The sequence below is a fragment of the Streptomyces sp. NBC_01016 genome, assembly GCF_026341035.1.
Classification (GTDB): Bacteria; Actinomycetota; Actinomycetes; order Streptomycetales; family Streptomycetaceae; genus Streptomyces.
Genome location: NZ_JAPEOQ010000001.1, coordinates 4,029,815 through 4,055,397, shown reverse-complemented (window position 1 = coordinate 4,055,397; position 25,583 = coordinate 4,029,815). Strand labels below are relative to the sequence as shown.

Annotated in this window: 22 protein-coding genes and 1 pseudogene; 8 read left to right on the top strand and 15 right to left on the bottom strand. The window is 70.3% G+C overall.

The window, feature by feature from the left end; all coding sequences use genetic code 11:
* The first annotated feature begins 39 nt into the window (after nt 1-39).
* Nucleotides 40-1,065, top strand: a complete 1,026-nt coding sequence (locus OG746_RS18215; RefSeq protein WP_266715768.1) for an AraC family transcriptional regulator — start codon at nt 40-42, stop codon at nt 1,063-1,065.
* 43 nt (nt 1,066-1,108) lie between these two features.
* Here the strand turns inward: OG746_RS18215 and OG746_RS18210 are convergent, their stop codons facing one another.
* From OG746_RS18210 to tatA, 4 genes and pseudogenes are all read right to left on the bottom strand, one after another.
* Nucleotides 1,109-2,173 (bottom strand): acyltransferase family protein, encoded by a 1,065-nt coding sequence (locus OG746_RS18210; RefSeq protein ID WP_266715766.1) that lies wholly within the window; start codon nt 2,171-2,173, stop codon nt 1,109-1,111.
* Nucleotides 2,170-2,751 carry a TerD family protein gene (locus OG746_RS18205; RefSeq protein WP_266715764.1) on the bottom strand — a complete coding sequence of 194 codons (582 nt, stop codon included), beginning with the start codon at nt 2,749-2,751 and terminating at the stop codon, nt 2,170-2,172. The genes OG746_RS18210 and OG746_RS18205 overlap by 4 nt, the downstream gene beginning before the upstream one ends.
* Before the next feature lie 92 nt (nt 2,752-2,843).
* On the bottom strand, nt 2,844-3,419 hold the full coding sequence (locus OG746_RS18200) for a TerD family protein (protein WP_266715762.1): 576 nt from the start codon (nt 3,417-3,419) through the stop codon (nt 2,844-2,846).
* Between the two features lie 69 nt (nt 3,420-3,488).
* A pseudogene (tatA, locus tag OG746_RS18195) lies at nt 3,489-3,650 on the bottom strand (Sec-independent protein translocase subunit TatA); the annotation flags it as partial.
* 114 nt (nt 3,651-3,764) lie between these two features.
* Between tatA and OG746_RS18190 the strand changes: the two are divergent.
* Nucleotides 3,765-5,258 (top strand): LCP family protein, encoded by a 1,494-nt coding sequence (locus tag OG746_RS18190; protein ID WP_524540425.1) that lies wholly within the window; start codon nt 3,765-3,767, stop codon nt 5,256-5,258.
* 75 nt (nt 5,259-5,333) lie between these two features.
* Here the strand turns inward: OG746_RS18190 and mgtA are convergent, their stop codons facing one another.
* From mgtA to OG746_RS18155, 7 genes are all read right to left on the bottom strand, one after another.
* Nucleotides 5,334-7,910 (bottom strand): magnesium-translocating P-type ATPase, encoded by a 2,577-nt coding sequence (gene mgtA, locus OG746_RS18185; RefSeq protein WP_266715756.1) that lies wholly within the window; start codon nt 7,908-7,910, stop codon nt 5,334-5,336.
* Between the two features lie 10 nt (nt 7,911-7,920).
* Nucleotides 7,921-8,283: an ArsR/SmtB family transcription factor gene (locus tag OG746_RS18180; protein ID WP_266715755.1), complete on the bottom strand. Its 363-nt coding sequence runs from the start codon at nt 8,281-8,283 to the stop codon at nt 7,921-7,923.
* Between the two features lie 87 nt (nt 8,284-8,370).
* Nucleotides 8,371-8,910, bottom strand: coding sequence for an MSMEG_1061 family FMN-dependent PPOX-type flavoprotein (locus tag OG746_RS18175; protein WP_266715754.1), 540 nt, complete (start codon nt 8,908-8,910; stop codon nt 8,371-8,373).
* Nucleotides 8,911-9,000: 90 nt separating this feature from the next.
* The gene (locus OG746_RS18170) at nt 9,001-9,816 is read right to left on the bottom strand and encodes an ABC transporter permease (RefSeq protein ID WP_266715752.1); all 816 of its coding nucleotides are present in this window, start codon (nt 9,814-9,816) and stop codon (nt 9,001-9,003) included.
* A gap of 12 nt (nt 9,817-9,828) precedes the next feature.
* Nucleotides 9,829-10,695: an ABC transporter permease gene (locus tag OG746_RS18165; protein WP_404076874.1), complete on the bottom strand. Its 867-nt coding sequence runs from the start codon at nt 10,693-10,695 to the stop codon at nt 9,829-9,831.
* A 1-nt stretch (nt 10,696) separates the two neighbouring features.
* Nucleotides 10,697-11,908 (bottom strand): ABC transporter substrate-binding protein, encoded by a 1,212-nt coding sequence (locus OG746_RS18160; RefSeq protein WP_323179624.1) that lies wholly within the window; start codon nt 11,906-11,908, stop codon nt 10,697-10,699.
* A 28-nt stretch (nt 11,909-11,936) separates the two neighbouring features.
* Nucleotides 11,937-13,001 (bottom strand): ABC transporter ATP-binding protein, encoded by a 1,065-nt coding sequence (locus OG746_RS18155; RefSeq protein WP_266715750.1) that lies wholly within the window; start codon nt 12,999-13,001, stop codon nt 11,937-11,939.
* Nucleotides 13,002-13,296: 295 nt separating this feature from the next.
* Here OG746_RS18155 and ssgD point away from each other — a divergent pair, with 295 nt between their 5' ends.
* The 5 genes from ssgD (at nt 13,297) to OG746_RS18130 (ending at nt 19,855) form a co-directional block, all read left to right on the top strand.
* The gene (gene ssgD, locus OG746_RS18150) at nt 13,297-13,656 is read left to right on the top strand and encodes a spore wall synthesis regulator SsgD (RefSeq protein ID WP_266719036.1); all 360 of its coding nucleotides are present in this window, start codon (nt 13,297-13,299) and stop codon (nt 13,654-13,656) included.
* 263 nt (nt 13,657-13,919) lie between these two features.
* Nucleotides 13,920-15,569 (top strand): ABC-F family ATP-binding cassette domain-containing protein, encoded by a 1,650-nt coding sequence (locus OG746_RS18145; RefSeq protein ID WP_266715748.1) that lies wholly within the window; start codon nt 13,920-13,922, stop codon nt 15,567-15,569.
* A gap of 59 nt (nt 15,570-15,628) precedes the next feature.
* Nucleotides 15,629-17,929, top strand: a complete 2,301-nt coding sequence (locus OG746_RS18140) for an ATP-binding cassette domain-containing protein (RefSeq protein WP_266715746.1) — start codon at nt 15,629-15,631, stop codon at nt 17,927-17,929.
* A gap of 77 nt (nt 17,930-18,006) precedes the next feature.
* On the top strand, nt 18,007-18,783 hold the full coding sequence (ddaH, locus tag OG746_RS18135) for a dimethylargininase (RefSeq protein WP_266715744.1): 777 nt from the start codon (nt 18,007-18,009) through the stop codon (nt 18,781-18,783).
* Between the two features lie 94 nt (nt 18,784-18,877).
* Nucleotides 18,878-19,855, top strand: coding sequence for an acyl-ACP desaturase (locus tag OG746_RS18130; RefSeq protein ID WP_266715742.1), 978 nt, complete (start codon nt 18,878-18,880; stop codon nt 19,853-19,855).
* 54 nt (nt 19,856-19,909) lie between these two features.
* On the opposite strand, the gene OG746_RS18125 is transcribed toward OG746_RS18130, so the two are convergent.
* Entirely contained in the window at nt 19,910-20,152 is a 243-nt protein-coding gene (locus tag OG746_RS18125) for a WhiB family transcriptional regulator (RefSeq protein WP_266715740.1), read from the bottom strand.
* 94 nt (nt 20,153-20,246) lie between these two features.
* On the bottom strand, nt 20,247-21,038 hold the full coding sequence (locus tag OG746_RS18120) for a VOC family protein (RefSeq protein ID WP_266715738.1): 792 nt from the start codon (nt 21,036-21,038) through the stop codon (nt 20,247-20,249).
* A gap of 246 nt (nt 21,039-21,284) precedes the next feature.
* On the opposite strand from OG746_RS18120, the gene OG746_RS18115 reads away from it, so the two are divergent.
* Nucleotides 21,285-22,505 carry a glycoside hydrolase family 64 protein gene (locus OG746_RS18115; RefSeq protein ID WP_266715736.1) on the top strand — a complete coding sequence of 407 codons (1,221 nt, stop codon included), beginning with the start codon at nt 21,285-21,287 and terminating at the stop codon, nt 22,503-22,505.
* Nucleotides 22,506-22,545: 40 nt separating this feature from the next.
* On the opposite strand, the gene OG746_RS18110 is transcribed toward OG746_RS18115, so the two are convergent.
* Nucleotides 22,546-24,159 carry a GMC family oxidoreductase gene (locus tag OG746_RS18110; RefSeq protein ID WP_266715734.1) on the bottom strand — a complete coding sequence of 538 codons (1,614 nt, stop codon included), beginning with the start codon at nt 24,157-24,159 and terminating at the stop codon, nt 22,546-22,548.
* A 270-nt stretch (nt 24,160-24,429) separates the two neighbouring features.
* The gene (locus OG746_RS18105) at nt 24,430-25,374 is read right to left on the bottom strand and encodes a multicopper oxidase domain-containing protein (protein ID WP_266719034.1); all 945 of its coding nucleotides are present in this window, start codon (nt 25,372-25,374) and stop codon (nt 24,430-24,432) included.
* Nucleotides 25,375-25,583: the final 209 nt, after the last annotated feature.

Genomic DNA, 25,583 nt, shown 5'->3' with positions numbered 1-25,583 from the left:
GTCTTGACGTCGGACGACAAGAATTTGACACTTGGCGACATGAGTTCGCTGATCCGTTCCAGTTCCCTCACCGGCTTTCCCGCGCTGGTGGGCTCGCTCGGCGGGCAGGCCGAACCGCTGCTGCGGCAGGCCGGCATCCGGCCCGAGGCGATCAGCGACCCGGACGACTACATCTCGTACCGCGCGCTGGTCACGGTCCTCGACCTCGCGGCCAGGCGGCACGACTGCCCCGACCTCGGGCTGCGGCTCTCCGCGCACCAGGGCCTGGACATCCTCGGCCCGGTCGGCGTCATCGCGCGGCACGCCACATCGGTGGGCGACGCGCTGGACGGCATCGCCCGGTTCCTCTACCAGTACAGCCCTGCGATCGAGATCGCCGTGGAGACGGCGGGGGCGGAGACCGAGTACCACTTCCGCATCCGCCCGCGCGTGCTGCGCACGCTGATCGACGTGGCGCAGATCGGCGAACTGTCCCTGGGCACCAGCCTGCAGATCTTCCGCATCCTGATCGGGCCGGAGTTCACGCCGTTCTCCGCGTCCCTCCTGCACCGGCCCGCGGCGCCCACGGCCACGTACGAGGACTACTTCGGCTGCCCGGTGGCGGTCGAGCAGGACCACTGGGGGTTCCGCTTCTCCTCCGGTGTGCTGAACCGCCCGGTCGAGGGCAGCGATCCGGCGGTGCGCAGGCTCGCCCTCGAGTATCTGAGCGGCATGGTCGGCGGCGCCCTCGGCAACGGACTGCCCGCCGAGGTGCGCAGCACGGTCAAGCGCGCGCTGCCCACCCGGCGGTTCAGCCTGGAGGACGTGGCGGACAGCTTCGCCCTCCACCCCCGCACTCTGCAACGGCAGTTGGCGGCGCACGGGACGACGTTCCAGGAGATCGTCGACGACGTGCGCCACGAACTCGCCGACCGGTATCTGCGCACGACGGCGATGCCGCTCGCCCAACTCGCCGACGTGCTCGGGTACAGCGAGCAGAGCAGCTTCAGCCGCTCCTGCCGCCGCTGGTTCGGCTGCTCGCCGCAGGCACAGCGAGCGGCCGCAAAGGGACAGACAGGGCTGTGAGTTGACGAATTGTCAGTCACTGCGGCTATGAGTTGACGGGCTGTCAGCCGCTGCGCGCCACCTCGGCCGCGTCCCGCTTGAACGCCCACTCCATCTTCGGCTCCATCACGAACCGGAACGTCCGCTGCACCGGTGGTGTGCACAGCGCGGTGATCACGGTCGCCGCGATGAGTGTCACCACGATCTCGCCCCACGGGGTGTGCACCCAGTCGACCTCGTACCAGTCCCAGAAGCGGGAGCCCTTGGCGAGGAAACCGTGCAGCAGGTAGCCGTAGAGCGTGCCCGCGCCGAGCGCCGTGAACCAGAGCTTCCGCCCCGGCACCCACGCGAAGAAGCACGCGACCAGGATCACCGAGCAGCCGAACATGGCCAGCGTCATGGCCACACCGGTCCAGCCGGGCGCGCCCAACTCCTGGGCGCTGTCGCGGCGGTAGAACCAGGCGGCGTTCATCCGCGGCACCGCCCAGTACGCGAACAGCAGCGCCGCCGCGAACACCGGCACCGCGAGGATCCGCGTCTCCTTGCGGCGCACCAGCTGGAAGTGCTCCGGCTTCAGGCACAGGCCGAGGACGAAGAACGGCAGGAACTGCAGGACGCGTTGCAGGTCCAGGTCGTCGCCGATGCTGGGCGAGACGGAGGCGAGCGCCGCGATGGAGAGCGCCACCGGCAGCGGCCACCGGATCACCTTCCACAGCGGCGTGGTCAGCCGCCAGACGAAGAGCGCGATCAGGAACCAGGTCAGGTACCAGGGGTCGAGCAGGCTGATCGGATAGTCCGGGTCGTCGCCCGCCGTCCGCTTGAAGAGGGTGTAGGCGACCTCGAAGACGACGTACGGCACGGCCACGCCCGTGATCAGCCGCCTGAGCCGGCCGGGGCTCGCGTCGAAGGAGCGCGAGAAGTAGCCGGAGATCACGATGAACGCCGGCATGTGGAACGCGTAGACCGTGGTGTAGAGCGCGGCCGCCGCGCGGCTGTCGTCGCGCAGCGGCTCCCACGCGTGCCCCATCGCGACGAGCACGATCGCCAGGTACTTGGCGTTGTCGTGGAACGCGTCCCGGCCCTTGGCCGCCCTCACCTCCGTAGGGGCCGGGGCGGTCGTCAGGCTCACAGGTGGCGGGTGATCGCGGGCATCAGGTCCTGGAAGGTCCGGCCCGCCGCCGGCTCCCCGATCGCTCTCAGCTTCCAGCCGGCGCCCTCGCGCTGGACCTTGGCCATGATCTGCGCGGTGTGGCCGCCGCCGCCCGCGAGGGTGTAGCGGGCGAGTTCCTGCCCGTTGGTCTCGTCGACGAGGCGGCAGTGCGCGCTGCCCACCTCGGCGAAGGTCTGCCCGGTGAACGAGTTCACGGTGAAGACGATCTGGTCCACCTCGCGCGGGACGCGCGGGAGTTCGACGGTGATGGACTCGTCGTCGGCCTGCCCGGTGCCGCCCACGAGGTTGTCGCCGCTGTGCCGCACCGAGCCGTCCTCGCTGACGAGGTGGCGGAAGAAGACGACGTCGACGTAGCTCTGCCCGGCGAAGAGCACGGCCGAGGCGTCGAGGTCGATCTCACGGGTGCCGGTCAGCTTGGCGAGGAAGCCCTTGCGGGGCGCGGCCTGCCAGCCGAGTCCCATCCGTACGACGGTCAGGGCGTCGCCGGAGTCCTTGCTGAGGCTGATCTGCTGGCCCTTGGCCAGGTTCACGGACATGCGGTGCCTTCTGGTCGGGCGGTCGGATGGTGTCGTACGAGGCGCCGCCCGCCCGGGGTCCCGGGGCGGGCCGCGCCGGAGCGGCGCGTGCCTCAGACGTTGACGCCGAAGTCCTGCGCGATGCCGGCGAGGCCCGAGGCGTAGCCCTGGCCCACGGCGCGGAACTTCCACTCCGCCCCGTGCCGGTACAGCTCGCCGAAGACCATCGCGGTCTCGGTGGAGGCGTCCTCGGAGAGGTCGTAGCGGGCGATCTCGGCGCCGCCCGCCTGGTTCACGACGCGGATGAACGCGTTGCGGACCTGGCCGAAGCTCTGGCCGCGCGGCTCGGCGTCATGGATCGACACGGGAAAGACGACCTTGTCGATCTCGGCGGGCACCCCGGCGAGATTCACCTTGATGCTCTCGTCGTCGCCCTCGCCCTCACCGGTGAGGTTGTCCCCGGTGTGCTCGACGGAGCCGTCCGGGCTGGCGAGGTTGTTGTAGAAGACGAAGTGCTTGTCCGAGAGCACCTTCCCGGACGCGTCGCACAGCAGGGCGCTCGCGTCGAGGTCGTAATCGGTGCCCGTCGTCGTGCGCACGTCCCAGCCCAGGCCGACCGTCACCGCGGTCAGGCCCGGCGCCTCCTTGCTGAGCGAGACATTGCCGCCCTTGCCCAGGGAAACTCCCACAGCTGCTACCTCCACATCATTTCCAACACTTGCGCAATACTTAAAGTGGCCCGCTTACAGTGGTGCCGCGGTCTCGTCGCTCTCCTTCATGGCCTTCGTCTCGCTCTTGAGGATGCGCAAAGACTTGCCCAGGGAGCGTGCGGTGTCCGGCAGCTTCTTGGACCCGAAGAGCACGATGATCACGACGCCCAGGACCAACAGGTGCCAGGGCTCCAGTGCGTTTCGGAACATGGCTTTCACCTCTTGTCGTGGTCGGACCGCGGCCGGGGTGGACGTGCCACCCGCACAGCCGCGCTTGCTACATTGCGCAACTGTACAACCAATGGGTGGACCGACAGCAAGGGCATGGGTATGGGGCGACGGCGTAAGCGCAGCCGACTGCGGATCACACTCGTGACGGGCCTTGCGATGCTCGTCCTGATCACCGGCGGGGCCGGGTGGCTGTACCTGAAGCTGAACGGCAACATCGACACGTTCGGATCGGACGGCCTGTCCAGGAACCGCCCCGCCGACACGTCCAAGGGCGAGAACGTGCTGGTGATCGGCACCGACGCGCGCACCGGCGGGAACAGCGATCTCGGCGGCGGCGACAGACACGACATCGGCCGCTCGGACACCGCGTTCCTGCTGCACGTCTACGCCGACCACCGGCACGCCGTCGGCGTCTCCGTCCCCCGCGACACCCTGGTCACGATCCCGCCGTGCAAGCTGCCCGACGGTACGTGGAGCAGCACACGCACCGACGTGATGTTCAACGCGGCCTATACGACGGGCCAGACCGCCGAGGGAAATCCGGCCTGCACCCAGAACACCGTCGAGCAGCTCACGGGGCTGCGCGTGGACCACACCGTCGTCGTCGACTTCAAGGGCTTCTCGCAGCTCACCGACGTGGTCGGCGGCGTCAGGGTCTGCCTGCCGAACGACGTCTACCAGAACGACCTCAACCCGAACCGGCCCACGCAGGGCAAGCGCCTCTTCAAGAAGGGCGAGCAGACCGTCTCCGGGCAGCGGGCGCTCGACTACGTCCGCATCCGGCACGGCATCGGCGACGGCTCCGACATCGGCCGCATCCAGCGGCAGCAGTCCTTCGTCTCCAGCCTCATCAAGAAGATCAAGTCCGACGGCTTCACCCCGACCAGGCTGCTGCCGCTCGCCGACGCCGCCACGAAGTCGATGACCGTCGACCCCGGCCTCGGGTCCGCGGACAAGCTGCTCGCGTTCGCGATGTCCCTGAAGAACGTCGACCTGCACAACACCAAGTTCGTCACCGTCCCCTGGAAGTACGAGGGTGATCGCGTCGCCGTCGTGCACCCGGACGCCGACGCGCTGTGGGCGGCGCTCAAGGAGGACCGCACGCTCGACGGCAAGGACGCGAGCGGGAAGAAGGGCGGCGCCAAGGCCGGCGCCTCCCCCAGCCCGAGCGCCACCGATGAGGTCTCCGGCAAGGGCGCCTCCGGGGAGGTCTCCGGCGAGGGCGTCTCCGTCAGCGTCTACAACGGCACCGCCACCCCCGGCCTCGCCGCCGACGCCGCCGCGGCGCTCACCGGCCGCGGCTTCACCGTGCCGGCGACGGGCAACGCCGCGGACCGGGCCCTGTCCACCACGACCATCACCTACGGCCCCGGCGAGAAGGCCCACGCCTCCGCCGTCGCCCGGCTCTTCCCCGACGCCGAACTGACCGCGGGCACGGCGCCGGGCATCGGTGTGGTGCTCGGCGCGGACTACCGGCCGGGCAGCGCGGCCTCGCCGACGCCGACCCCGACGACGGTGCCGTCCGGCGTGGCCTTCACCGCGCGCTCGGCCGACCAGGACATCTGCTCCCACCTGTCGTACGGGTGACGGGCCGGGCGGTGTCCTACGGGTGACGGGCCCGGCTGCGCCCTAAGGCCTCACCGGCCCGGCCGCCCGGCCGTCTTACGGGAGGTCCGCCCAGCTCCCCCGCCGCCGCAGCAGGACCAGCGCGAGCGCGTACGCCACGAGGATCGCCGCGAGCAGCGGATAGTAGAGCGGCGGCAGGCCCGAGACGCCGAGCCAGGGGCCGAGCGGGGTCAGCGGCAGCAGGATGCCGACGGCCGCGAGACCCGTCGCCGCCCAGCGCACGGGGCCCGGCGTCCGGCCCTCGGCGGTGCGGCGGCCGGTGCGCAGCAACAGCATCACGAGGGCCTGGGTCAGCAGGTTCTCGGTGAACCACCCGGCGTGGAAGCCCTGTTGATCGCCGAGGTCGAGGGAGCCGGGCAGGCACAGGGCGAGCGCGCCGAAGGTCGCGAGGTCGGCGAGCGCGCCCAGGGCGCCGAATCCGGTGATGAAGCGCAGGAAGGGCCGGGGCCGCAGCACGGTGGGGCGGCGCAGCGCGGCCGTCCGGGGCCGGTCGAAGGCGAGCGCGAGCTGGGCCGCGTCGAAGCACAGGTTCTGGACGAGGACCTGCGGCGGAAGCATCGGCAGGAACGGCAGCAGCAGGCCCGCCGCGAGCATCGCGATCACGTTGCCCAGGTTGGAGGAGAGCGTGATCCGCAGGTACGAGGCGATGTTGGCGCTGGAGTGCCGGCCCGCCACGACGGCGTGTTCGAGCGCGGTGAGGTCCTTGTCGGCGAGCACCACGTGCGCGCTCTCGCGGGCGACGTCGACGCCTCCGGCGGGGCAGACGCCGACGTCGGCGGCGCGCAGGGCGGGCAGATCGTTGACTCCGTCGCCGAGGAATCCGGCGGTGTGGCCGCGGCCGCGCAGGGCGGCGATGACGCGGGCCTTGTGGTCGGGGGTGCAGCGGGCGAACACGGTGGTGCGGGCGGCGAGCTCCCCGAGCCGGTCGTCGTCGAGGTGCTCGATGTCGGCTCCGACGACGACCTCGCCGGGCTCGATGCCGACGTCGCGGCAGACGCGGGTGGCGGTGGCCGGGTGGTCGCCGGTGAGCACCTTGACGGTGACGCCGCGCTCACCGAGGGCGCGTACGGCGTCGTGCGCGGTGTCGGCCGGGGCGTCGTGGAAGGCGACGAAGCCCTGGAAGGTCAGGCCGCGTTCGTCGGCCGGGGTGTAGCCGCGGGTGCGGGCGGTGCGGTGTGCGGTGGCCACGGCCAGCAGGCGCACGCCGTCGGCCGCGAGTTCCCCGGCCCGCTTCCGCAGTACGGCCCGCTCGTCCTCCTCTACGGCGCAGCGCTCCAGGACCTCCGCCACGGCGCCCTTCACCGCGAGGACGTGCACGCCCAGGGTGCCGGGTTCCTTGACGACGGCCGTGGCCATGCGGCGTACCGGGTCGAAGGGCAGCGCGTCCACCCCGTCGTACGCGTCCCAGTCCTCGGGTCCGGTGGCCGCGAGCAGTGCCTCGTCGAGCGGGTCGGGGTCGGTGAGTTCGGCGGTCTGAAGCGTCCACCAGGCCGAGGCACCCGCCCAGTGCAGGGCCTCGGGGTCGGTGCGCCCGGGGTCGACGGCCGGCTGGTCGCGGGTGAGGGTGCCGGTCTTGTCGACGCACAGCACGTCAACGGCGCCGAGGTCGTGCAGGGCCGGGAGGCGGCGCACGATGACGCCGTGCGAGCGGGCGAGGAGGGAGGCGCCGCGGGCCAGGCAGATGGTGACGATGACCGGCAGCATCTCCGGGGTGAGGCCGACCGCGACGGCCACCGCGAACGGCAGGGTCTCCAGGCCCCGGCCGCGTACCGCCGCGTTCGCCATCAGGACCAGCGGCGGGGTCAGCAGCATGAAGCGGATCAGCACCCAGGAGATGCCGTGCACGCTGCGGTCGAAGGCGCTCGCGGGCCGGTCGCGCCGCGCATTGTGCACGGCGGCGAACCGGGTGTCGGCGCCGGTGGCGACGACGACCGCGGTGCCGCTGCCGGAGGCGACACTGCTGCCCTGGAAGACCAGGTGCCCCTCGCCGTCCCCGTCCGGCAGGTCGGCCGGCTCCTTCGGCACGGGCGCGGACTCCCCGGTCAGGGCGGCCTGGTGCACGGTGAGGCCGCGCGCCTTCAACAGGCGTACGTCGGCGGGCACCAGGGCGCCGGGCGCGAGGCGCACCACGTCGCCGGGCACGAGGTCGTCGACCGGTGTCTCGCGCACCCGTGGCTCGTCGTCGGGGCCTTCTCTGCGCTGCACGCTCGCGGTGCCCGCGACCAGTTCGCGCAGCCCGGCGCCGGCCCGGTCGGCCCGGTACTCGCCGTGGGTGCGCAGCACGCTGCTGACGATCACCAGGGCGAGGATGACGCAGGCCGTGCCCCAGGAGGCGACGAGCGCGGAGACGAGCCCGAGGCAGAACAGCACGGTGGTGAAGGGGTCGCGCAGGCTGCGCCACAGCCGCAGCGGCCAGGAGGGCTGCCGGGCGGTGGGCAGGGTGTTGCCGCCGTACCGGGCCAGGCGCCGTTCGGCCTCGTCCGTGGTCAGCCCGCGCGGGCTGGTGTCCAGGGCACGCAGCGTCTGCAACGCCGTCGGTCCTTCGGGGGCGGTACGCGGCTGCGGGAGCGATCCGAGGGCGTCGGTCCGCTCGGCCGGTTCGGGAACGGCCACGGGCCGGCCTTCAGGCCCCCGCGCCACGCAGGCGGCGCACCGGCGCCTTCGCCTGCTCGGCGCGCTCGGCGAGCTGGCCGATCATGAGGTGGACCACGCTCACGACCTCGGGATCGTCGACGTAGTACACCTGCCGCCGGCCCTCGCGCCGGGACCGTACGAGGCCCGCGAGCTTCAGCTTGGTCAGGTGCTGGCTGACGGCGGGCAGCGCGCCGCCCACCCGCTCGGCGAGCCCGCTCACGTCGCTCTCGCCCTGCGCGAGCGCCCACACCATGTGCAGCCGCACCGGCGACGCGAGCAGCGCGAACGCCTCGGCCGCTTCGGCGAGCACGTCGGCGGACGGATCCTCGAACCGACTTGCCCTTGCCGTCACTGGCCCACTCCTGTCCCGCGCTCCTGTGTATGCGTACGGGGCAAGTCTAGGCGGGCGTACACCGTCGCCGGTTCGCGGTGGCCCTGCTCAGGCCCCGCCCTCCCACGTCTCCGGTCGCCAGAGCCCTGCGCGGTTCAGGGACTGCGGGCAGTGGAGGTAGATCTCGTCGATGTGCAGGAGGAGGGCCAGGCTCGGGGGCTCGCCCTTCAGCGCCATGTCCGTGAAGAAGTGGGCGTCGGTGAGGATGCGGGCCCTGCCGTTGATGCGCAGGACGTCCTTGGCGCCGGGTATCAGGAAGAGCAGGCCCGCGTGCGGGTTCTGGAGGATGTTGTGGAAGCTGTCGCCCCTGCGGTTGCCGGGGCGGTCCGGCAGGGCGATCGTGCGGTCGTCGACGACGTGCGCGAAGCCGGGGCCGTCGCCGCGCGGTGACGTGTCGCAGTTGCCGTCCGCGTCGGACGTGGAGACCAGACAGAACGGCGAGCGGGCCAGCAGCCCCCGGTCCTTCCCGGTGAGTTCCCCGTGCACCTTCTCGATCACGATGGGCCACGGCTCGCCGAGGATCTCGCGCAGCTGCTCCGGGGAGCGCAACTCCTCGTAGGTGTCCGTGACATGCGGGACGTGCGACAAGCCGACTCCTGGGTCCGGGGTGGTTGATTCCCGCACCTTATACGACGTTAAGTTAGGGTCACCTAACAAGCCTCACGTCACAGCCCCCGGTCACACCCTGCTCCCCGCCGCCGTGTCCGACGACAGCCGCTGCGCCACGTACACGGGGATCACCGACAGCAGCACGAGGACGACGGCCACCACGTTGACCACGGGGGCCTGCTGGGGCCTGGACATGTTGGAGAAGATCCAGATGGGGAGGGTCTGGACGCCCGCGCCCGCCGTGAACGTCGTCACCACGATCTCGTCGAAGGACAGCGCGAACGCGAGCAGGCCGCCCGCCGCGAGCGCCGAGCGCATCAGCGGAAACGTGATGTCGCGGAACGTACGGAAGGTGCCCGCGCCGAGGTCCATCGCCGCCTCCTCGTACGAGCCGGCCAGGCGGCGCAGTCGGGCCGCCACGTTGTTGAAGACGACCACGACGCAGAACGTGGCGTGGCCGACGATCACCGTGAACAGGCCGAGGCCGATGCCGATCGGTTCGAGGACCGTGCGGAAGGCCGTGTTGAGGGCGACGCCGGTGACGATGCCGGGCAGCGCGATCGGCAGGACCACCGCGAAGGAGATCGCCTCGCGGCCGAAGAAGCGGTAGCGGGCCACCGCGAACGCGACGAGCGTGCCGAGGACGAGGGCGATCGCCGTGGCGCCGACGCCGGCCTTCACCGACGTCCACAGCGCGTCCCTCGCTCCCGCGCTGTGCCAGGCGGCGCGCCACCATTCGAAGGTGAGGCCGGGCGGGGGCCAGCCCGAACTCCGGTCGGGATTCAGCGAGTTGATGACGACCAGGAGCAGCGGGACGTAGATCACGGCGAAGCCGAGGACGGCGCCGACGCGGAGCGCGATGCGTGCGGGGCGGGAGAGATGCATGCCTGGCCCCCTTCAGAGGCTGCTGAGCGCGCCCGTGCGGCGCACCGCCAGCAGGTACAGGACGATGACCACGACCGGCACGGTGCCGAGCGCCGCCGCCAGCGGCAGGTCGAGCGTGATGTTCGCGTAGACGAGATTGCCGATCAACTGCGTCTTCCCGCCCACGATTTGGACCGCGATGTAGTCGCCGAGGCTGAGCGAGAACGTGAAGACCGAGCCCGCCGCGACCGACGGCAGAACGAGCGGAAACAGCACCGTGCGGAAGGTGCGCCAGGCGCGGGCGCCTAGGTCGGCGGAGGCGTCGAGCATGCTGTCGGGGACGCGTTCGAGTCCTGCGTGGATCGGCAGGATCATGTACGGCAGCCAGAGGTAGGTCAGGACGAGGACCGTCGCGACGAGCCCGTAGCCGGGGGCATTGAGGCCGAACGGCTTCAACAGCCAGTCCAGCAGGCCGCCTTGGGCCAGCATGACGCGCCACGCGTACGCCTTGACCAGATAGCTCGCCCACAGGGGCGTGAGGATCGCGACCACCAGCAGCGGGCGCCATCGTGGCTTCGCGACGCGCGCCGTGTAGAAGGCGATCGGGAACGCGATCACGATGCACAACGCCGTCACGCCGAGCGCGACACCCACGCTGCGCAGGGCCACTTGGCGGTACACGGCGGTCGTGAACAGCGCCTTGAAGTTGTCCAGCGTCCACGTCCGCACGATGTCCGACGTGAACGGATCCGTGGTCCACAGGGCGGAGAGGAACAGGACCGCGAGCGAGCCGAGGTAGGCCACGACCAGCCAGGTCAGGGGCGCGGCGAGCAGCAGGGACAGGCGGAGCCGGGGGCTGCGGTGCAGCGCTCCGGCGGCCCGCTTCGTGGTCAGCGGCACGTCACCCCTTGATCTCCGTCCACGCCTGCACCCACTTCGCGTACGGCACGCACTTGGTGTCGGTGCGGCCGTCGAGGCACTGGGGGATGGGCGTGGTCCAGAAGTGGACCTTCTTCCAGTACGCGGCGTCGTCGGCGTGATAGGTCGCGCAGTGCTTCGGGTCGCTGGTCTGCTCGCAGGCCTTCGCGTTGGCGGGGGCCTCGCCGAAGTACTCGGCGACCTGGGCGTTCACCTTCGGCGAGACGATCCAGTCGAGCCATTTGTAGGCGCAGTTGGGGTGTTCGGCCTTGGCGGACACCATCCAGGTGTCGGACCAGCCGGTGGAGCCCTCCTTCGGGAGGACGGCCTTCACGGGGGCCTTCTCGCCCTGCGCGGTGTTCAGGATGACCTGCCAGCTGGTGCCGACGACGGAGTCGCCGCTCTTGAACGCGGAGACCTCCTTGAGGTAGTCGCTCCAGTACTCGCCGATGTTCGCGTTCTGCTTCTTCAGCAGGGCCACCGCCGCGTCGAACTGCTTCTGGTCGAGCGCGTACGGGTCCTTGATGCCGAGATCCGGCCGGGTCTTCATCAGGTACAGGGCGGCGTCGGCGATGTAGATCGGCGAGTCGTACGCGGTGACGCGGCCCTTGTGCTGCCCGGCGTCGTCGAAGACGGCCTTCCAGGAGTCCGGCGCGGGCTTCACCTTGTCCGTGCGGTACATGAGGAGGTTGGCGCCGCGGCCGTGCGGGATGCCGTACGCGACCTTCTTCACCGAGTTCCAGGGCTGCATCTTCAACCCCGGGAAAACATCCCGGTAGTTGGGCACGAGCTCGGTATTGACCGGGGCCGCGTCGCCGGACGCGATCAGGCGCAGTGAAGCGTCGCCGGACGCGGAGACGGCGTCGTACTGGCCCGTCTTCATCAGGTTGACCATCTCGTCGGAGGTCCCGGCGACCTTCGTGGAGACCTGACAGCCCGTCTGTTTCTCGAAGGGGTGCACCCAGTCCACTTTGGGGTCGTTGGAGCCGTCCTCGGCGTAGCCGGCCCAGGCGATCAGGTTGACCTTGCCCTCGGTCTTGCCGAGGGACTTCGGGGCGGACATCTTCGGCGGGGTGAAGCCCTGCCCGCCGGGCGCGCTCTTGCCACCGCCGCCGTCGTCGGAGGAGCCACAGGCGGTGGCGAGCAACAGCCCGCCGAGCGCGGTGGCGGCCATCAGGGTCCGGGTTGCGCGCACGTGAACACTCCCAGGTCGTCGGGGTGACTCAACTTGGCTGGTGCAGAGGGACGTTGTGCCGCCGGTGCCAGCGCAGCAGGACGCGGGCGCCGGGCGGCGCGGGGGCGTCCGCCGTGTCGGCCGCGTCGGCCGCGGTTCCGGTGTTCTGGCGTACGACGACGAAGCGCACGCCCGCGTCGGTGTCGACGACGACGCGGGTACTGTCCCCCAGGTACACGGCGTCGGTCACGGTGCCGCACACCTCGCTGTGGTCGGCGCGATCGTGCTCGGCCCCGGGGTCGAGGACCCGGATCTTCTCGGGTCTGACGCCGAACGTCCCGGGTTTCCCCACGAGCAGTTCGGCGGCGGATCCGGTGAGCGTGTTGGAGGTGCCGACGAAGGACGCGACGAAGGCGGAGGCCGGGCCCTCGTACAACTCCCTTGGTGTGCCGACCTGTTCGACGTGTCCCGCGTTCATGACGGCGACGCGGTCGCTGAGGGCGAGGGCCTCGGCCTGGTCGTGGGTGACGAGGACGAAGGTGATGCCGACCTCGCGCTGGAGCTCCTTCAGCTCGATCTGCATCTGTTCGCGCAGCTTGAGATCGAGTGCGCCGAGGGGTTCGTCGAGCAGCAGGACGCGGGGGCGCACCACCAACGCCCTTGCCAGGGCGACGCGTTGACGCTGGCCACCGGAGAGCTGTCCCGGTCTGCGCCCGCCGAAGTCCTCGAGCCGCACGGACGCGAGGGCGGCGCGGACCCGCTCGGCCTGCTCCCGGCGCGGGACGCCGCGCACCTTCAGGCCGTAGGCGACGTTCTGCTCGACGTTCATGTGCGGGAACAGGGCGTAGTCCTGGAAGACGGTGGTGACGTCGCGCTCGAAGGGGGCGCGCCGGGTCACATCCTCACCCGCGAGGTGGATCGAGCCGCCGGAGGGGGTCTCGAAACCGGCCACGAGCCGCAGCACGGTCGTCTTGCCGGACCCCGAGGGCCCGAGCAGCGAGAAGAACTCACCCTCGGCGACGTCGAGTTCGATCCCGTCGACGGCCCGCACCTCGCCGAACGACTTGCGCAGCTCCCGCAGCCCGATCGCTGCGCTCTCCTTGGCGGTGGCCATAGTCGTAGATCATGCACACTTCAATGACGGCCACAAGGGTGCGGCGCATGCCACCCGGCTCGACGAGCACTCCCCCGCCCCAGAGGGTGCCGATGGTCACACCAGCACCACGGTTGAACCCGGTGACAGAGGTCACTCGAATTTCGTCCGGCTTCAGGCGCACGGATTCCCTCATTCCGCCGTCTATTCATATGAGGCCGTGCAGTGGTCCCACCGTCCAGCCGTCACAAGGGAGCAGGCGTTGTCCGTCATCGAGCAAGCCGTCGAGGCCCGTCTCGTCGCCGCCGCGCCGCGCATGGCGCACATTCCGGCGACTCTGCGTTACGACGTGCGCGACCCGTTCGCCGTGCGCATGTCCTTCCCGGCCCCGGCCACACTCGAAGGCGTCGCCGTGAGCTGGACCTTCGCCCGTGAGCTGCTCGCCAGTGGGGTGAGCAGCCCGGCGGGCGCGGGCGACGTGCGGGTGAAGCCGTACGGGTACGACCGCACGGTCCTGGAGTTCCACGCGACGGAGGGGACGGCGATCGTGCACATCCGCACCGGAGAGCTGCGCCGCTTCCTGGCGGAGACGACGGAGCTGGTGCCGGTCGGCGAGGAGGCGTCGCACGTGGACGTGGACGCCGACCTGGAGGAGCTGCTGCGGGACGCCTGCTGAATCAAATCCTTTGACGTCCCCTGGAGGGGCTCCTATCGTGGTTGACGGTTCTGTTGCCGTCGATAGGAGAAGGACGTTGCTCCACTGAGGTCCTGAGACACCGCGCAAGTGACGCAGTCGCGTCATGTCGTCGTGCGTGTGCGACCTCGGTATCCCGAGCCGTCCTCCCCGCCGGAACAGGCCTTTTTTGTGGCCCTCGCCCCCGCGGTGTCTCGAACGCGTTGCATCCCACCGTTCACACCGAGCAACCGCGAGGCCACCTCATGTCACATCCCCAGAGCTATTCGGGCGCCGCTCCCGCCTCCGTCGCCTGCACCGCCCTCGACTTCGCCTGGCCCGACGGCACCGGCGTCTTCGACGACCTCCAGGTCGCCTTCGGCCCCGGCCGCACCGGACTCATCGGCCTCAACGGGTCGGGGAAATCAACCCTGTTGAAGCTGATCGCCGGTGAGCTGACCCCGGTCGAAGGCACCGTGCGGGTGTCCGGCGAGGTCGGTTACCTGCCGCAGAACGTCACCCTCGACACGGCGCTCCGCGTCGACCAGGCGCTCGGCATCGCCGGCACCCGCGCCGCCCTGCACGCCATCGAGGCCGGCGACGTACGGGAGGAGCACTTCACCGCGGTCGGCGACGACTGGGACGTCGAGGAGCGGGCGGCGGCCACGCTCGGCGAGCTCGGTCTCGGCCACATCGACCTGGACCGCACGATCGGCGAGGTCTCCGGCGGCGAGTCCGTGCTGCTGCGGCTCGCCGCGCTGCTCCTGCGCCGCCCGGACGTGCTGCTGCTCGACGAGCCCACCAACAACCTCGACCTGCGCGCCAGGCAGCGTCTTTACGCCACCGTTGAGGCCTGGTCCGGGGTCATGATCGTGGTCAGCCACGACCGTGAACTCCTCGACCGCGTCGACCAGATCGCCGATCTGCGCGACGGCGAGGTCGCCTGGTACGGCGGGAACTTTTCCGCGTACGAGGAGGTGCTCGCGGCCGAGCAGGAGGCGGCGGAGCGGACGGTGCGGGTCGCCGAGTCCGATCTGAAGAAGCAGAAGCACGAACTGACCGAGGCCCACGTCAAACTGGCGCGGCGCAAGCGGTACGGCCAGAAGATGTACGACATCAAACGCGAACCGAGGGCGGTGATGAAGCTGCGCAAACGGTCGGCCCAGGTCTCCGCGGGCAAGCACCGCATCCTGCACGAGGAGAAGCTCGCCGAGGCGAAGGAGCGGCTCGACGAGGCCGTGGAGGCGGTGCGCGACGACGACGAGATCCGCGTCGACCTGCCGTACACGGCCGTGCCACCGGGCCGCTCCGTACTCACCCTGCGCGAGCTCCAACTCCCTTACGGGGCACGGGTGGACGGCGAGTGGGAGCTGCGCGGTCCCGAACGCATCGCGCTCGTCGGGCGCAACGGCGCGGGCAAGACGACGCTCCTGCGCACCATCGCGGGCGAGCTCGACCCGGTCGCGGGCGAGACCCTCGCGCACGTCCCCCTGCGGTTCCTGCCGCAGCGACTCGATGTGCTCGACGAGGAGCTGAACGTCGCCGAGAACGTGGCCCGGTTCGCGCCGGACGCCACCAACAACCGGGTCCGGGCGCGGCTCGCCCGCTTCCTGTTCAAGGGGGCCAAGGCCGACCAGCCGGCGGCAACCCTGTCGGGCGGCGAACGCTTCCGTGCGGCGCTCGCCGCGCTGATGCTCGCCGAGCCCGCGCCGCAGCTGCTGATGCTGGACGAGCCGACGAACAACCTGGACATCGCCAGCGTGCACCAGCTGACGTCGGCCCTGGAGTCGTACGAGGGCGCGCTCGTCGTGGCCAGCCACGATCTGCCGTTCCTGGAGTCGATCGGTGTGACGCGGTGGCTGCTGATGGACGGGACGCTGCGGGACACGACGCTGGAGGAGGTGCGGGCCGCGTAACGCAGAAACGGTGGGATACCCGACAAAAGGTGTCGGGTATCCCACCTAACGTCGTCGGCATGAACTACCTGCACATCGTCGGCGCCCGCGAGAACAACCTCCAGGACGTCACCCTGCGCATCCCCAAGGAGCGGCTCACCGTCTTCACCGGGGTGTCGGGCTCGGGCAAGTCGTCCGTCGTCTTCGACACCATCGCCGTGGAGTCGCAGCGGCAGCTGAACGAGACGTACACCTGGTTCGTCCGCAACCGGCTGCCCAAGTACGAGAAGCCGCACGCGGACGCGCTCGAGGAGCTGACGCCCGCGATCGTCGTCGACCAGAAGCCGATCGGCGGGCACTCCCGGTCCACGGTCGGCACGATGACCGACGTGTACTCGGTGATCCGCGTGCTGTTCTCGCGGCACGGGACGCCGAGCGCGGGCGGCGCGACCGCGTACTCGTTCAACGACCCGAGCGGGATGTGCCCGGAGTGCGACGGGCTCGGCCGCACCGTGCGCCCCGACTACGGGCGCATCCTCGACCCGTCGAAGTCCCTCGCGGGCGGAGCCGTGCTCTTTCCGCCGTTCGCCGTCGGCACCTGGCAGGGGCAGACGTACACGAACACCACCGACCTCGACACCAGCAGGCCCGTACGCGAATTCACTGCCGCCGAGCGGGAGTTCCTGATGCGCGGGCACGGGCGGACCGTGAACGTCGCCAATACCGGCGGCCGGCGCGACATCGACTTCGAGGGGCTCGCCGACCGCTTCGAGCGGCTGTATCTCAACCGGGACCTGTCGACGCTGAGCCGGCGCACGCGCGACCTGGTCGGCCGGTTTCTGACCGAGGGCACCTGCCCGGTCTGCGACGGGGCGCGCCTGAACGCCGCCGCGCTCGCCACCCGCGTCGAGGGCCTGAGCATCGCCGAGTGCACGCGCATGGAGGTCGGCGAGCTGATCCCGGTGCTGCGCCGTATCAAGGGCGCGGTGGCCGGGCCGATCGCCGGGGCGGCCGTCACCGCGCTGGAGCGCATCGAGGCGATCGGCCTCGGCTATCTCAGCCTGGACCGGGAGACGTCGACGCTGTCCGGCGGCGAGGGCCAGCGCCTGAAGACCGTGCGGCACCTGGGCTCCAGCCTGACCGGGATGACGTACATCTTCGACGAGCCGAGCGTGGGCCTGCACCCGCGCGACGTGGGACGGCTCAACGATCTGCTGCTGCGGCTGCGCGACAAGGGGAACACCGTGCTCGTCGTCGAGCACGACCCCGATGTCATCGCCGTCGCCGATCACGTCGTCGACATGGGCCCGGCGGGCGGCGCCGACGGCGGGCGCGTGGTGTTCGAGGGCACGCCGGGCGCGCTGCGGCGCGCGGACACGCTCACCGGCCGGTGTCTGCGCCGCACGGGCGGGGTGAAGGAGGACCCGCGCGCGGCGACCGGCCACGTAAAGGTCGAGGGCGCCCGGGTCCACAACCTCAAGGACGTCACCGTGCGGGTGCCGACCGGCGTGCTCACCGCCGTCACCGGGGTCGCCGGGTCCGGAAAGAGCTCCCTCGTGTCGGGGGCGTTCTGCGCCGCGCACCCGGAGGCCGTGGTCGTCGACCAGTCGTCGATCGGGATCTCCGGGCGCTCCACCCCGGCGACGTATCTCGGGATCATGGACACCGTACGGAAGGTGTTCGCGCGCGAGACGGGCACGGAGCCGGGCCTGTTCAGCTTCAACTCCGGCGGCGCCTGCGAGCACTGCGAGGGGCGCGGCGTGATCCACAGCGATCTGGCGTTCATGGACCCGGTGACCACCGTGTGCGAGGCGTGCGGCGGGCGGCGCTTCAAGGACGAGGTGCTCGGCCTCACCGTGCGCGGCCGCAGTGTCGCGGACGTGCTCGACATGACGGCCGCACAGGCCCTCGACTACTTCGCCGACCTCGACGAGAAGGGCGTACGCCGCCGCCTGCAAGCCCTGCACGACGTCGGCCTCACCTATCTCACGCTCGGCCAGCCGCTGAGCACCCTCTCCGGCGGCGAGCGCCAGCGCATCAAGCTGGCGACGCAGCTGCACCGCACCGCGGCGACGTACGTCCTGGACGAGCCGACCACCGGGCTGCACATGGCGGACGTCGACGGGCTCGTGGCGCTGCTCGACCGGCTCGTCGACACGGGCAACACCGTGGTCGTCGTCGAGCACAACCTCGATGTGATCCGGCGGGCGGACTGGATCATCGATCTGGGCCCGGAAGGCGGCCGGCACGGCGGGGAGCTGCTTTTCGAGGGCACACCCGCCCAACTGCTCGACGCGGAGGGCTCGTTCACGGCGGAGCACCTGCGGCGGGCCGTCGCGGGCGCGGACAGGCCCGGTGAGGGGGAAGTGACGGCCGCGTGACAGGGGATTCCGCGACACGTGTCGCCCTGTGCATGATGTGGGCACCGTCACCCTCGCCCGTCGCCATGGAGTCAGCCGTGCCCAGCAAGAAGGCCCTCGTCCGCCGCCCGGGACCGCGCATCGCGGACGGGCTCGTCACCCACATCGAGCGGACCCCTGTCGACGCCGCGAAGGCGCAGGAACAGTGGAAGGGGTACGTGGCCGCCCTTGAGGCGCACGGCTGGGAGACGTTCCTCGTGGAGCCGGTCGACCTGTGCCCGGACGCGGTGTTCGTGGAGGACGCGGTGGTGGTCTTCCGGAACGTGGCACTGATCACCCGCTCCGGCGCCGAGTCGCGGCGCCCGGAGACACCGGGGGTCGAGGAGGCCGTGGCGCGCCTCGGCTGCTCCGTGAACTGGGTGTGGGAGCCGGGCACCCTGGACGGCGGCGACGTACTGAAGGTCGGTGACACGATCTACGTAGGGCGCGGCGGGCGCACCAACGCGGCGGGTGTCCAGCAGTTGCGCGCCGTCTTCGAGCCGCTCGGCGCGCGCGTGGTCGCCGTTCCCCTCTCCAAGGTGCTGCACCTGAAGACGGCGGTGACCGCGCTGCCCGACGGCACCGTCATCGGCCATCCGCCGCTGGTCGAGCACGCCTCGCTGTTCCCGCGCTTCCTGCCGGTGCCCGAGGAGTCCGGGGCGCATGTGGTGCTGCTCGGCGAGGACCGGCTGCTCATGGCGGAGAGCGCGCCGAAGTCGGCGGAGCGGCTCGCCGACCTCGGATACGAGCCGGTTCTGGTGGACATTTCCGAGTTCGAAAAGCTGGAAGGCTGTGTGACCTGCCTCTCAGTTCGCCTTCGAGAGCTCCACACGTAACCACTGTCTTTATGGGCCGCTTAACCTACGGCAACGTAACCTACGACACCGTAGGTATCTCCGCTCGTATTACCTCCGTCCCCCAGGAGCCTCCGTGACCGTCATCTCCCCCCGCCTCGGCTCGTCGACCACATGGACCGACGCCCGCCTGCTCCACGCGCTGGAAGAAGTCGTCGAGCAGGAGCTCAACCGGCACCTCAAGGTCGCCAAGGACTGGATGCCGCACGACTACGTGCCGTGGTCCGACGCCCGCAACTTCCCCGAGTTCTTCGAGGACGGCGAGGCCTGGTCCAAGGACCAGTCCAAGGTCACCGAGGTCGGCCGCGTCGCCCTCATCGTCAATCTGCTCACCGAGGACAACCTCCCCAGCTACCACCACGAGATCGCCTCGCTGTTCGGCCGCGACGGCGCGTGGGGCACGTGGGTGCACCGCTGGACGGCCGAGGAGGGCCGGCACGGCATCGTGATGCGCGACTACCTGCTCGCCTCGCGCGCCGTTGACCCGGACCAGCTGGAATCCTTCCGGATGTCGCACATGAGCGAGGGCTACCAGTCGGACAACAGCCACTCGATGCTGCACTCGGTCGCGTACGTCTCCTTCCAGGAGCTGGCCACCCGCGTCTCGCACCGCAACACCGGCCACCAGTCCGGCGACCCGGTCTGCGACCGCATGCTCGCCCGCATCGCCACGGACGAGAACCTGCACATGGTCTTCTACCGGAACCTGCTCAAGGCCGCGTTCGAGATCGCGCCCGACCTCACCATGCAGGCCGTGCGCGACGTCGTCGTGAACTTCCGGATGCCGGGCCACGGCATCCCCGGCTTCGAGCGCGCGGCGGCGCAGATGGCCATCGGCGAGGTCTACAACATGCGCATCCACCACGACGACGTGATCCAGCCCGTGCTGCGCTTCCTGAAGGTCATGGAGATCGACGGTCTCGGCCCCGAGGGCATCAAGGCGCAGGAGGAGCTGGGCCTGTTCATGAACGGTCTGGACACCGAGGCCTCGAAGTTCGACGAGAAGCTGGCGGCCCGCAAGGCACGGATGGCGGCGCGGGCGGCCGGCGCCTGACCGCTCCCCGCCCGGGTGCCCCGGTCCGGGGCGCCCGCATCGCGCCCGGAAGCGTCAGCCGCGCCTGAGCCGCTGTCGCTCCTTCTCCGAGAGTCCGCCCCACACCCCGAACCGCTCGTCGTGGGTGAGGGCGTACTCGAGGCAGCTCTGCCGGATCGGGCACAGGCCGCAGATCGTCTTGGCCTCGCGGACGGAGCTGCCCGGTTCGGGGAAGAAGAATTCGGCACCGGTCTGGGCGCACAGCGCCTGGTCCTGCCAGGTGGGGCCGGCAGGCGTAAGGGTCGTGTTCGCGTACATGGCGGCCAGTCTGCCGCCCGCCGAAAAACGTTTGATCAACGCTCGTTCAACGGGCGGCAATCGGGCACCGTGGGCGCTTCGGATGCCCGGACGGTCACTTCTGCTCGGGGTCCCCCTTGAGCACCGCGAACGTCGCGCCGAACGGATCCGTCAGTTTCGCGATCCGCCCGACGCCGGCGATGCTGACCGGCTCGGAGCGCACCGTGCCACCCAGCTCCTGCGTCCGGTCCGCCGTCGCGTCCACGTCCGGGACGTGGATGTACGTCGCCCAGTGCGGGCCCGCCGCGGCCTCCGAGGGGTCGCTGTCCAGCTTGGCGAGGCCGCCGAACATCGCGTTCTCGTCCGTGCCCTGCGGGTTGATCGTCGTGTAACTCCCGCCGGGGAACTCGACGTCGAACGCGCCCCAGTTGAAGACCGAGCCGTAGAACTGCTTCGCGGCGGCCACATCGGGGGCGTACAGCTCCACCCAGTTCAGCCCGCCGTCGTCCCTGGTGTACTCGAGGCCCTTGTTCTTCCCCGGCTGCCAGATACCGAAGGGGGCGCCCGCCGGGTCGTTGAAGACGGCCATGCGGCCCAGGTCGAAGACGTCCATCGGCTGGAGCAGGGCGCTGCCGCCGGCCTGCTCGACCGCCTTCGCCGTGGCGTCCGCGTCCGAACTCTGGAAGTACACGGTCCAGCCGGGCTCGCCCTGCTCGGCGGTGACGGTCATGGCGCCGCTCACCGTCCTGCCTTCGAGCTGGAACATTCCGTATCCGCCGGCCTCGGGGCCTGCCGACAGGAAGGTCCAGCCGAAGAGGCCGCCGTAAAAGGAGATCGCGCCGTCCATGTCGGGGGTACTGAGGTCCAGCCAGTTCGGCGCGCCGTCCACGAACTCGGTAGTGATCATGGGTCTTGCCCTCCTCGTCGAGGGTTTCTTTTCCGGACTGCCGAGTCTTCCACCGGGCACTGACAACCGCCCTCGCACCACGCTGACCTGGGCTGGTTCAGACCAGAGGAACCGAACGCTCCGCCTTCAACGGTTGAACACAAACAAATCGTGGGAGCGCTCCCTGCGCGAACTCTTGACGCCTCCGCCCCCTCTCGCCACAGTAGGGCTCCCCCACACACCCCCCACATTCGAGGAGTGTCCATCGTGATCTCGCGCAGAATATTTCTCGCCAGTGCCGGAGCGGGCCTCGCCACGACGGCCGCAGCACTCACCCTTCCCTCCTGGACCGCGGGCGCCGCACCCGCCACCTGTGAACTGGCCCTGGAGAACAAGTCGTTGAGCGGCACGGTCCGCGCATACGTCACCGGCCACGAGAACGGAACCGGCAACTGGGTGCTGCTGCGCTCCGACGGCAGCGTCTACCACCCCGAGTCGCCGAGCGCCCCGCAGACCCCGCTGCCCGTCGACTGCGCCATCCCGCTCGGCGCCGCCGGATCCGCCCCGAAGGTCGTGACGCTGCCTCAGATGTACGGCGCCCGCGTCTACTTCGTCCGCGACGACACGCTCGAGTTCTTCCTCAACCCGGGCCCCTCCCTGGTCGAGCCTGCCTTCGCCACGAAGGAGGACGCGAACTACGGCAAGACCTGGGCGTTCGCCGAGTTCACCTTCAACTCCGAGCAGTTGTACTCCAACATCAGCTACGTCGACCTGATCACGGCGCTGCCCATAGGGATCAAGCTGGAGGGCGACGCCACACACACCGTCGCCCCGTTCCCCGACGGCGCCATCGACAAGATCGCCTCGGATCTCGCCGCACAGGCCGCCAAGGACGGGCAGCCCTGGGACAAGCTCGCCATCAAGGGCGAGGACGGCAAGGTGCTGCGCGTGATATCGCCGCAGAACCTCATGGCGCCGTACTTCGACAAGCCCGACGAGATGCCGTTCCGCGACGTGTGGGGCGCCTACATCGACAAGGTGTGGGAGAAGTACGCCTCGACCGACCTGAAGATCGACCTCCAGGGCGGGCGCGGCGTCTTCACGGGCCGGGTCAGCGGCGACGCCCTCACCTTCAACGGCGGGCACACCTTCACCAAGCCCGCCTCGAAGGACATCTTCACCTGCAACCACGGGCCGTTCGCCAACAACCCGGACGACTCCGACGACAAGAAGGGCATCTTGTCCCGCCTCGCCGCCGGGTTCAACCGCAGCGTCATGCTCACGCACGCCGAGCAGCCCAACGGCCTCACGTCCGCGGACTACTACCAGGACGCCACGACCAACCACTGGTCGCGCATCGTGCATGCCAACTCACCCATCGGCTACGCCTTCCCGTACGACGACGTGCAGGCCGAGGGACAGCCGGATGTGTCCGGCGCGGCGCACGACGGCAATCCGCGCCGGTTCACGGTGAGTGTGGGGTCGTAACTCCCCTGGCGTGAGTTCGCAACTCCCCTGAAGAACAGCGCTACTTCGTGGCGTCCTCGCGGATCAGGTCCGCCGCCCGTTCCGCGAGGGCGACCGTGGGCGCGTGCGTGTGTCCGCGGGTGATGCGCGGCATCACGGAGGCGTCCACGACGCGCAGGCCCTCGGTGCCGCGCACACGCAGGCGGGGGTCGGTGACCGAGCCCTCGTCGGAGCCCATCCGGCAGGTGCCGACCGGGTGGTAGAGGGTCTCGGCGGTGGCGCGCACCGAGCGGGTGAGTTCCTCGTCGTCGACGACGCCGGGGTAGCCGCCCATCGGCCCGGTGTGGTGCGCGGCCAGGGCGCTCTGGGCGAGCAGTTCCTCGGCGCGGCGCACACCGGCGACGAGTGTGCGCACGTCCTCGTCGTGGGCCAGGTAGTCCGGGTCGATGCGGGGCTGCGCGTCGCGGCCCGTCGGGGTGATCCGGCCCTCGCTCTTGGGCTGGAGCAGGATCACGCCGAGGGTGAGGCCGTGCTCGGTGGGCTCCTCCAGGCCGTGGTTCACGAACGGCACCGGTGCGTAGACCAACTCGATGTCGGGCGCGGTGAGTTCGGGCCTGGTGGCGAGGAAGGCGACGGCCTCGCCGACGTTCGAGGTGAGCGGTCCGCGCCCGCCGAGCAGGAACCGGGCGATGTTGGCGGGCGAGTCGGCGCCGGTGAGCGAGATGGGCTTCGCGGCGCGGACGTTCAGCGCGTACATCAGGTGGTCCTGGAGGTGGCGGCCGACGTCCGGCGAGGCGACGAAGGCGTCGATGCCCGCCTCGGCGAGGGTCTCCGGGTCGCCGATGCCCGCCTGTTGCAGCAGCTGCGGCGAGTTGATGGCACCCGCGGAGAGGATGACCTCGCGGGTGGCGCGCAGGGTGCCGGCGGAGACCCCGGAGGCGACGACGCCGGCGGCGCGGGTGCCGTCGAAGTCGATGCGGATGACGCGGGCGTCGGTGTAGATGTCGAGGTTGGGGCGGCGCGCGGCGGGCTTGAGGTAGCCGTCGGCGGCGCTCCAGCGGCGGCCCTTGTGCTGGTTGAGCGGGGTCAGGGCGAAGCCGGAGTGGTCGGCCTGGTTCAACTCGCCGAGCTCGCGCAGTCCTTGGGCGCGGCAGGCGTCGAGGAACGCGGCCGTGGTCGGGTTCGGGTGGCGCGGCGGCGAGATGTGCAGCGGCCCCGCCGTGCCGTACACGGAGCCCTCCTGCGCAGCGCCCTGCCAGCGCTCGGCGCGCTGGAAGTAGCGCGCGAACTCGTCGTACGACCACGGGGATCCGGCGGCCTCGCCCCAGGCGTCGTAGTCGGCGCGGTGGCCGCGCACCCACATCATGGCGTTGATGGAGGAGGAGCCGCCGAGCGTGTGCCCGCGCGGCCAGTACAACTCCCGCTCGTCCAGGGCTGCTTGCTTGGTCGTCGAGTAGTCCCAGTCGTACGGCGTCTTGAACAGCTTCGGGAACGCGGCCGGGATCCTGATCTCCGTCTTGCGGTCGCGCGGCCCCGACTCGACCAGGGCAACCTTGACGGACGGGTCCTCGCTCAGCCGCCCGGCCAGCACACAACCGGCGGACCCGGCCCCCACGATCACGTAGTCGTACGTACGGTCCTTGCTCAACGCGGCTCCCTCGATGATCAGTGCCATGTGCAGGTGGCACCGATGCTCTACTCCCCGGTAAGCGCTGTCCAGAGCGGGTTGTGCGGGATGAGCAAGGATCGCGTCACGGGGCGGTCACGTCCCGCAGTCACGCGCTTCGCAGTCCGTGAACAGTCGGCGACGGAGAGCGGCGAGGGGCGGGCGGGGCGGGCTTCACCATCGATGCCTGACACCCCGTCACCGTCGACATCGACGCGTCCGACACCGACGGGGGGTGGGCCGCGCGCCGCACCACTGCCCCGCTCCGCCCCGGCTCGCTCAGTGGTGCGGCGCCTCGTACGGCGGGATCGTTCCGTCCGCCTTCTTCACCAGGAACAGGCCCGCCATCCCCATGTCCGAGTGACTCTGGACATGGCAGTGGTACATCCACGCCCCAGCTCCGACTCCCTCCCCCGCGACGATCTGGAACCCGAACGAGTCCGCCGGGCCGCAGATCTTGTTGTCGAGGACCTGGGTCGGGTCGTCGGGCCCCGTGAGCATGCCCGTGCGGTTGTCCGCCCAGCGGTGACCGTGCAGGTGGAACGTGTGATAGTACTCACCGTGCGTGATCATCACGATCTCGACGCGATCGCCCACCGTGGCCTCGAAGTCGGGCGCCTCGTGGGCCGCCTTGTTGTTGATCGTCATGTCGTTGAAGACGATCGTGAAAGTCCTGCCCGGGTCGGGCAGGACGTCACCCTTGCGGCGCACGACCACCGGGCCGTACAGGCCTTTTCTGATCCCGCCCGTGCCGTGGTCCGTGCCGACGACGTGATCGTGGTAGTGCCAGTAGCCCGCGGTCCCTGCCCGCCAGGTGCCGTCCTTCCTGCGCCCCGGGGCGTGTGTGCGCCAGGTGTAGGTGCGGGTACCGCCGGGTTCGACGTGGCTGCGATTCATCCGCGTACCGTCACTGGAGATCTCGTAGTCCATGCCGTGCACGTGCAGGCTCGCGTCGACGTCCGTGAGGTTGTGGAACTCGATGTGCGCCGCGTCGCCCTCGTTGAGCTCGATCAGCGGGCCGGGGATCGACGCCTTCCCCTTCTCGAAGCCGTAGCCGAGCCGGCCGTCCGCGAGATTCTCCGCGTACAGCGTCAGGCGCTTGACCTCGCCGCCCGCGGGCGCGGTGCGCGGCGGGGTGTCCGCCCCGGCCGCCGGTTCGGCCGACGCCCCGATGGACAACGATGTCACCCCGGCCGTTGCGGCCACGGCACCGCCGATCATCATGCGCCGGCTCAGTGCACGTCCGTCCTGTTCACTCGCCTGCGTCGACGCGTCGCGAGGTCTGTCGTGCTCGGTCACGGCCAACTCCCCAGTCTCGTACGGACTTTCACGTCGCGCAGGGCACCGTAACCACATGATCTTCGTTTATCCACACCCAGGACAAAGTTTGCGTCATATCGGTCATACCCCTTGGCGGACCACGAAAAGAGGTC

What these genes read in the sequence shown, in the direction of transcription:
- OG746_RS18105 (WP_266719034.1), bottom strand. Translation starts at nt 25,374, where the DNA reads ATGATGATCGGCGGTGCCGTGGCCGCAACGGCCGGGGTGACATCGTTG.
- ssgD (WP_266719036.1), top strand. Translation starts at nt 13,297, where the DNA reads ATGGCGCACATTCCGGCGACTCTGCGTTACGACGTGCGCGACCCGTTC.
- OG746_RS18110 (WP_266715734.1), bottom strand. Translation starts at nt 24,159, where the DNA reads ATGGCACTGATCATCGAGGGAGCCGCGTTGAGCAAGGACCGTACGTAC.
- OG746_RS18125 (WP_266715740.1), bottom strand. Translation starts at nt 20,152, where the DNA reads ATGTACGCGAACACGACCCTTACGCCTGCCGGCCCCACCTGGCAGGAC.
- OG746_RS18120 (WP_266715738.1), bottom strand. Translation starts at nt 21,038, where the DNA reads ATGATCACTACCGAGTTCGTGGACGGCGCGCCGAACTGGCTGGACCTC.
- OG746_RS18190 (WP_524540425.1), top strand. Translation starts at nt 3,765, where the DNA reads ATGGGTATGGGGCGACGGCGTAAGCGCAGCCGACTGCGGATCACACTC.
- OG746_RS18140 (WP_266715746.1), top strand. Translation starts at nt 15,629, where the DNA reads ATGAACTACCTGCACATCGTCGGCGCCCGCGAGAACAACCTCCAGGAC.
- OG746_RS18205 (WP_266715764.1), bottom strand. Translation starts at nt 2,751, where the DNA reads ATGTCCGTGAACCTGGCCAAGGGCCAGCAGATCAGCCTCAGCAAGGAC.
- OG746_RS18215 (WP_266715768.1), top strand. Translation starts at nt 40, where the DNA reads ATGAGTTCGCTGATCCGTTCCAGTTCCCTCACCGGCTTTCCCGCGCTG.
- OG746_RS18155 (WP_266715750.1), bottom strand. Translation starts at nt 13,001, where the DNA reads ATGGCCACCGCCAAGGAGAGCGCAGCGATCGGGCTGCGGGAGCTGCGC.
- OG746_RS18170 (WP_266715752.1), bottom strand. Translation starts at nt 9,816, where the DNA reads ATGCATCTCTCCCGCCCCGCACGCATCGCGCTCCGCGTCGGCGCCGTC.
- OG746_RS18145 (WP_266715748.1), top strand. Translation starts at nt 13,920, where the DNA reads ATGTCACATCCCCAGAGCTATTCGGGCGCCGCTCCCGCCTCCGTCGCC.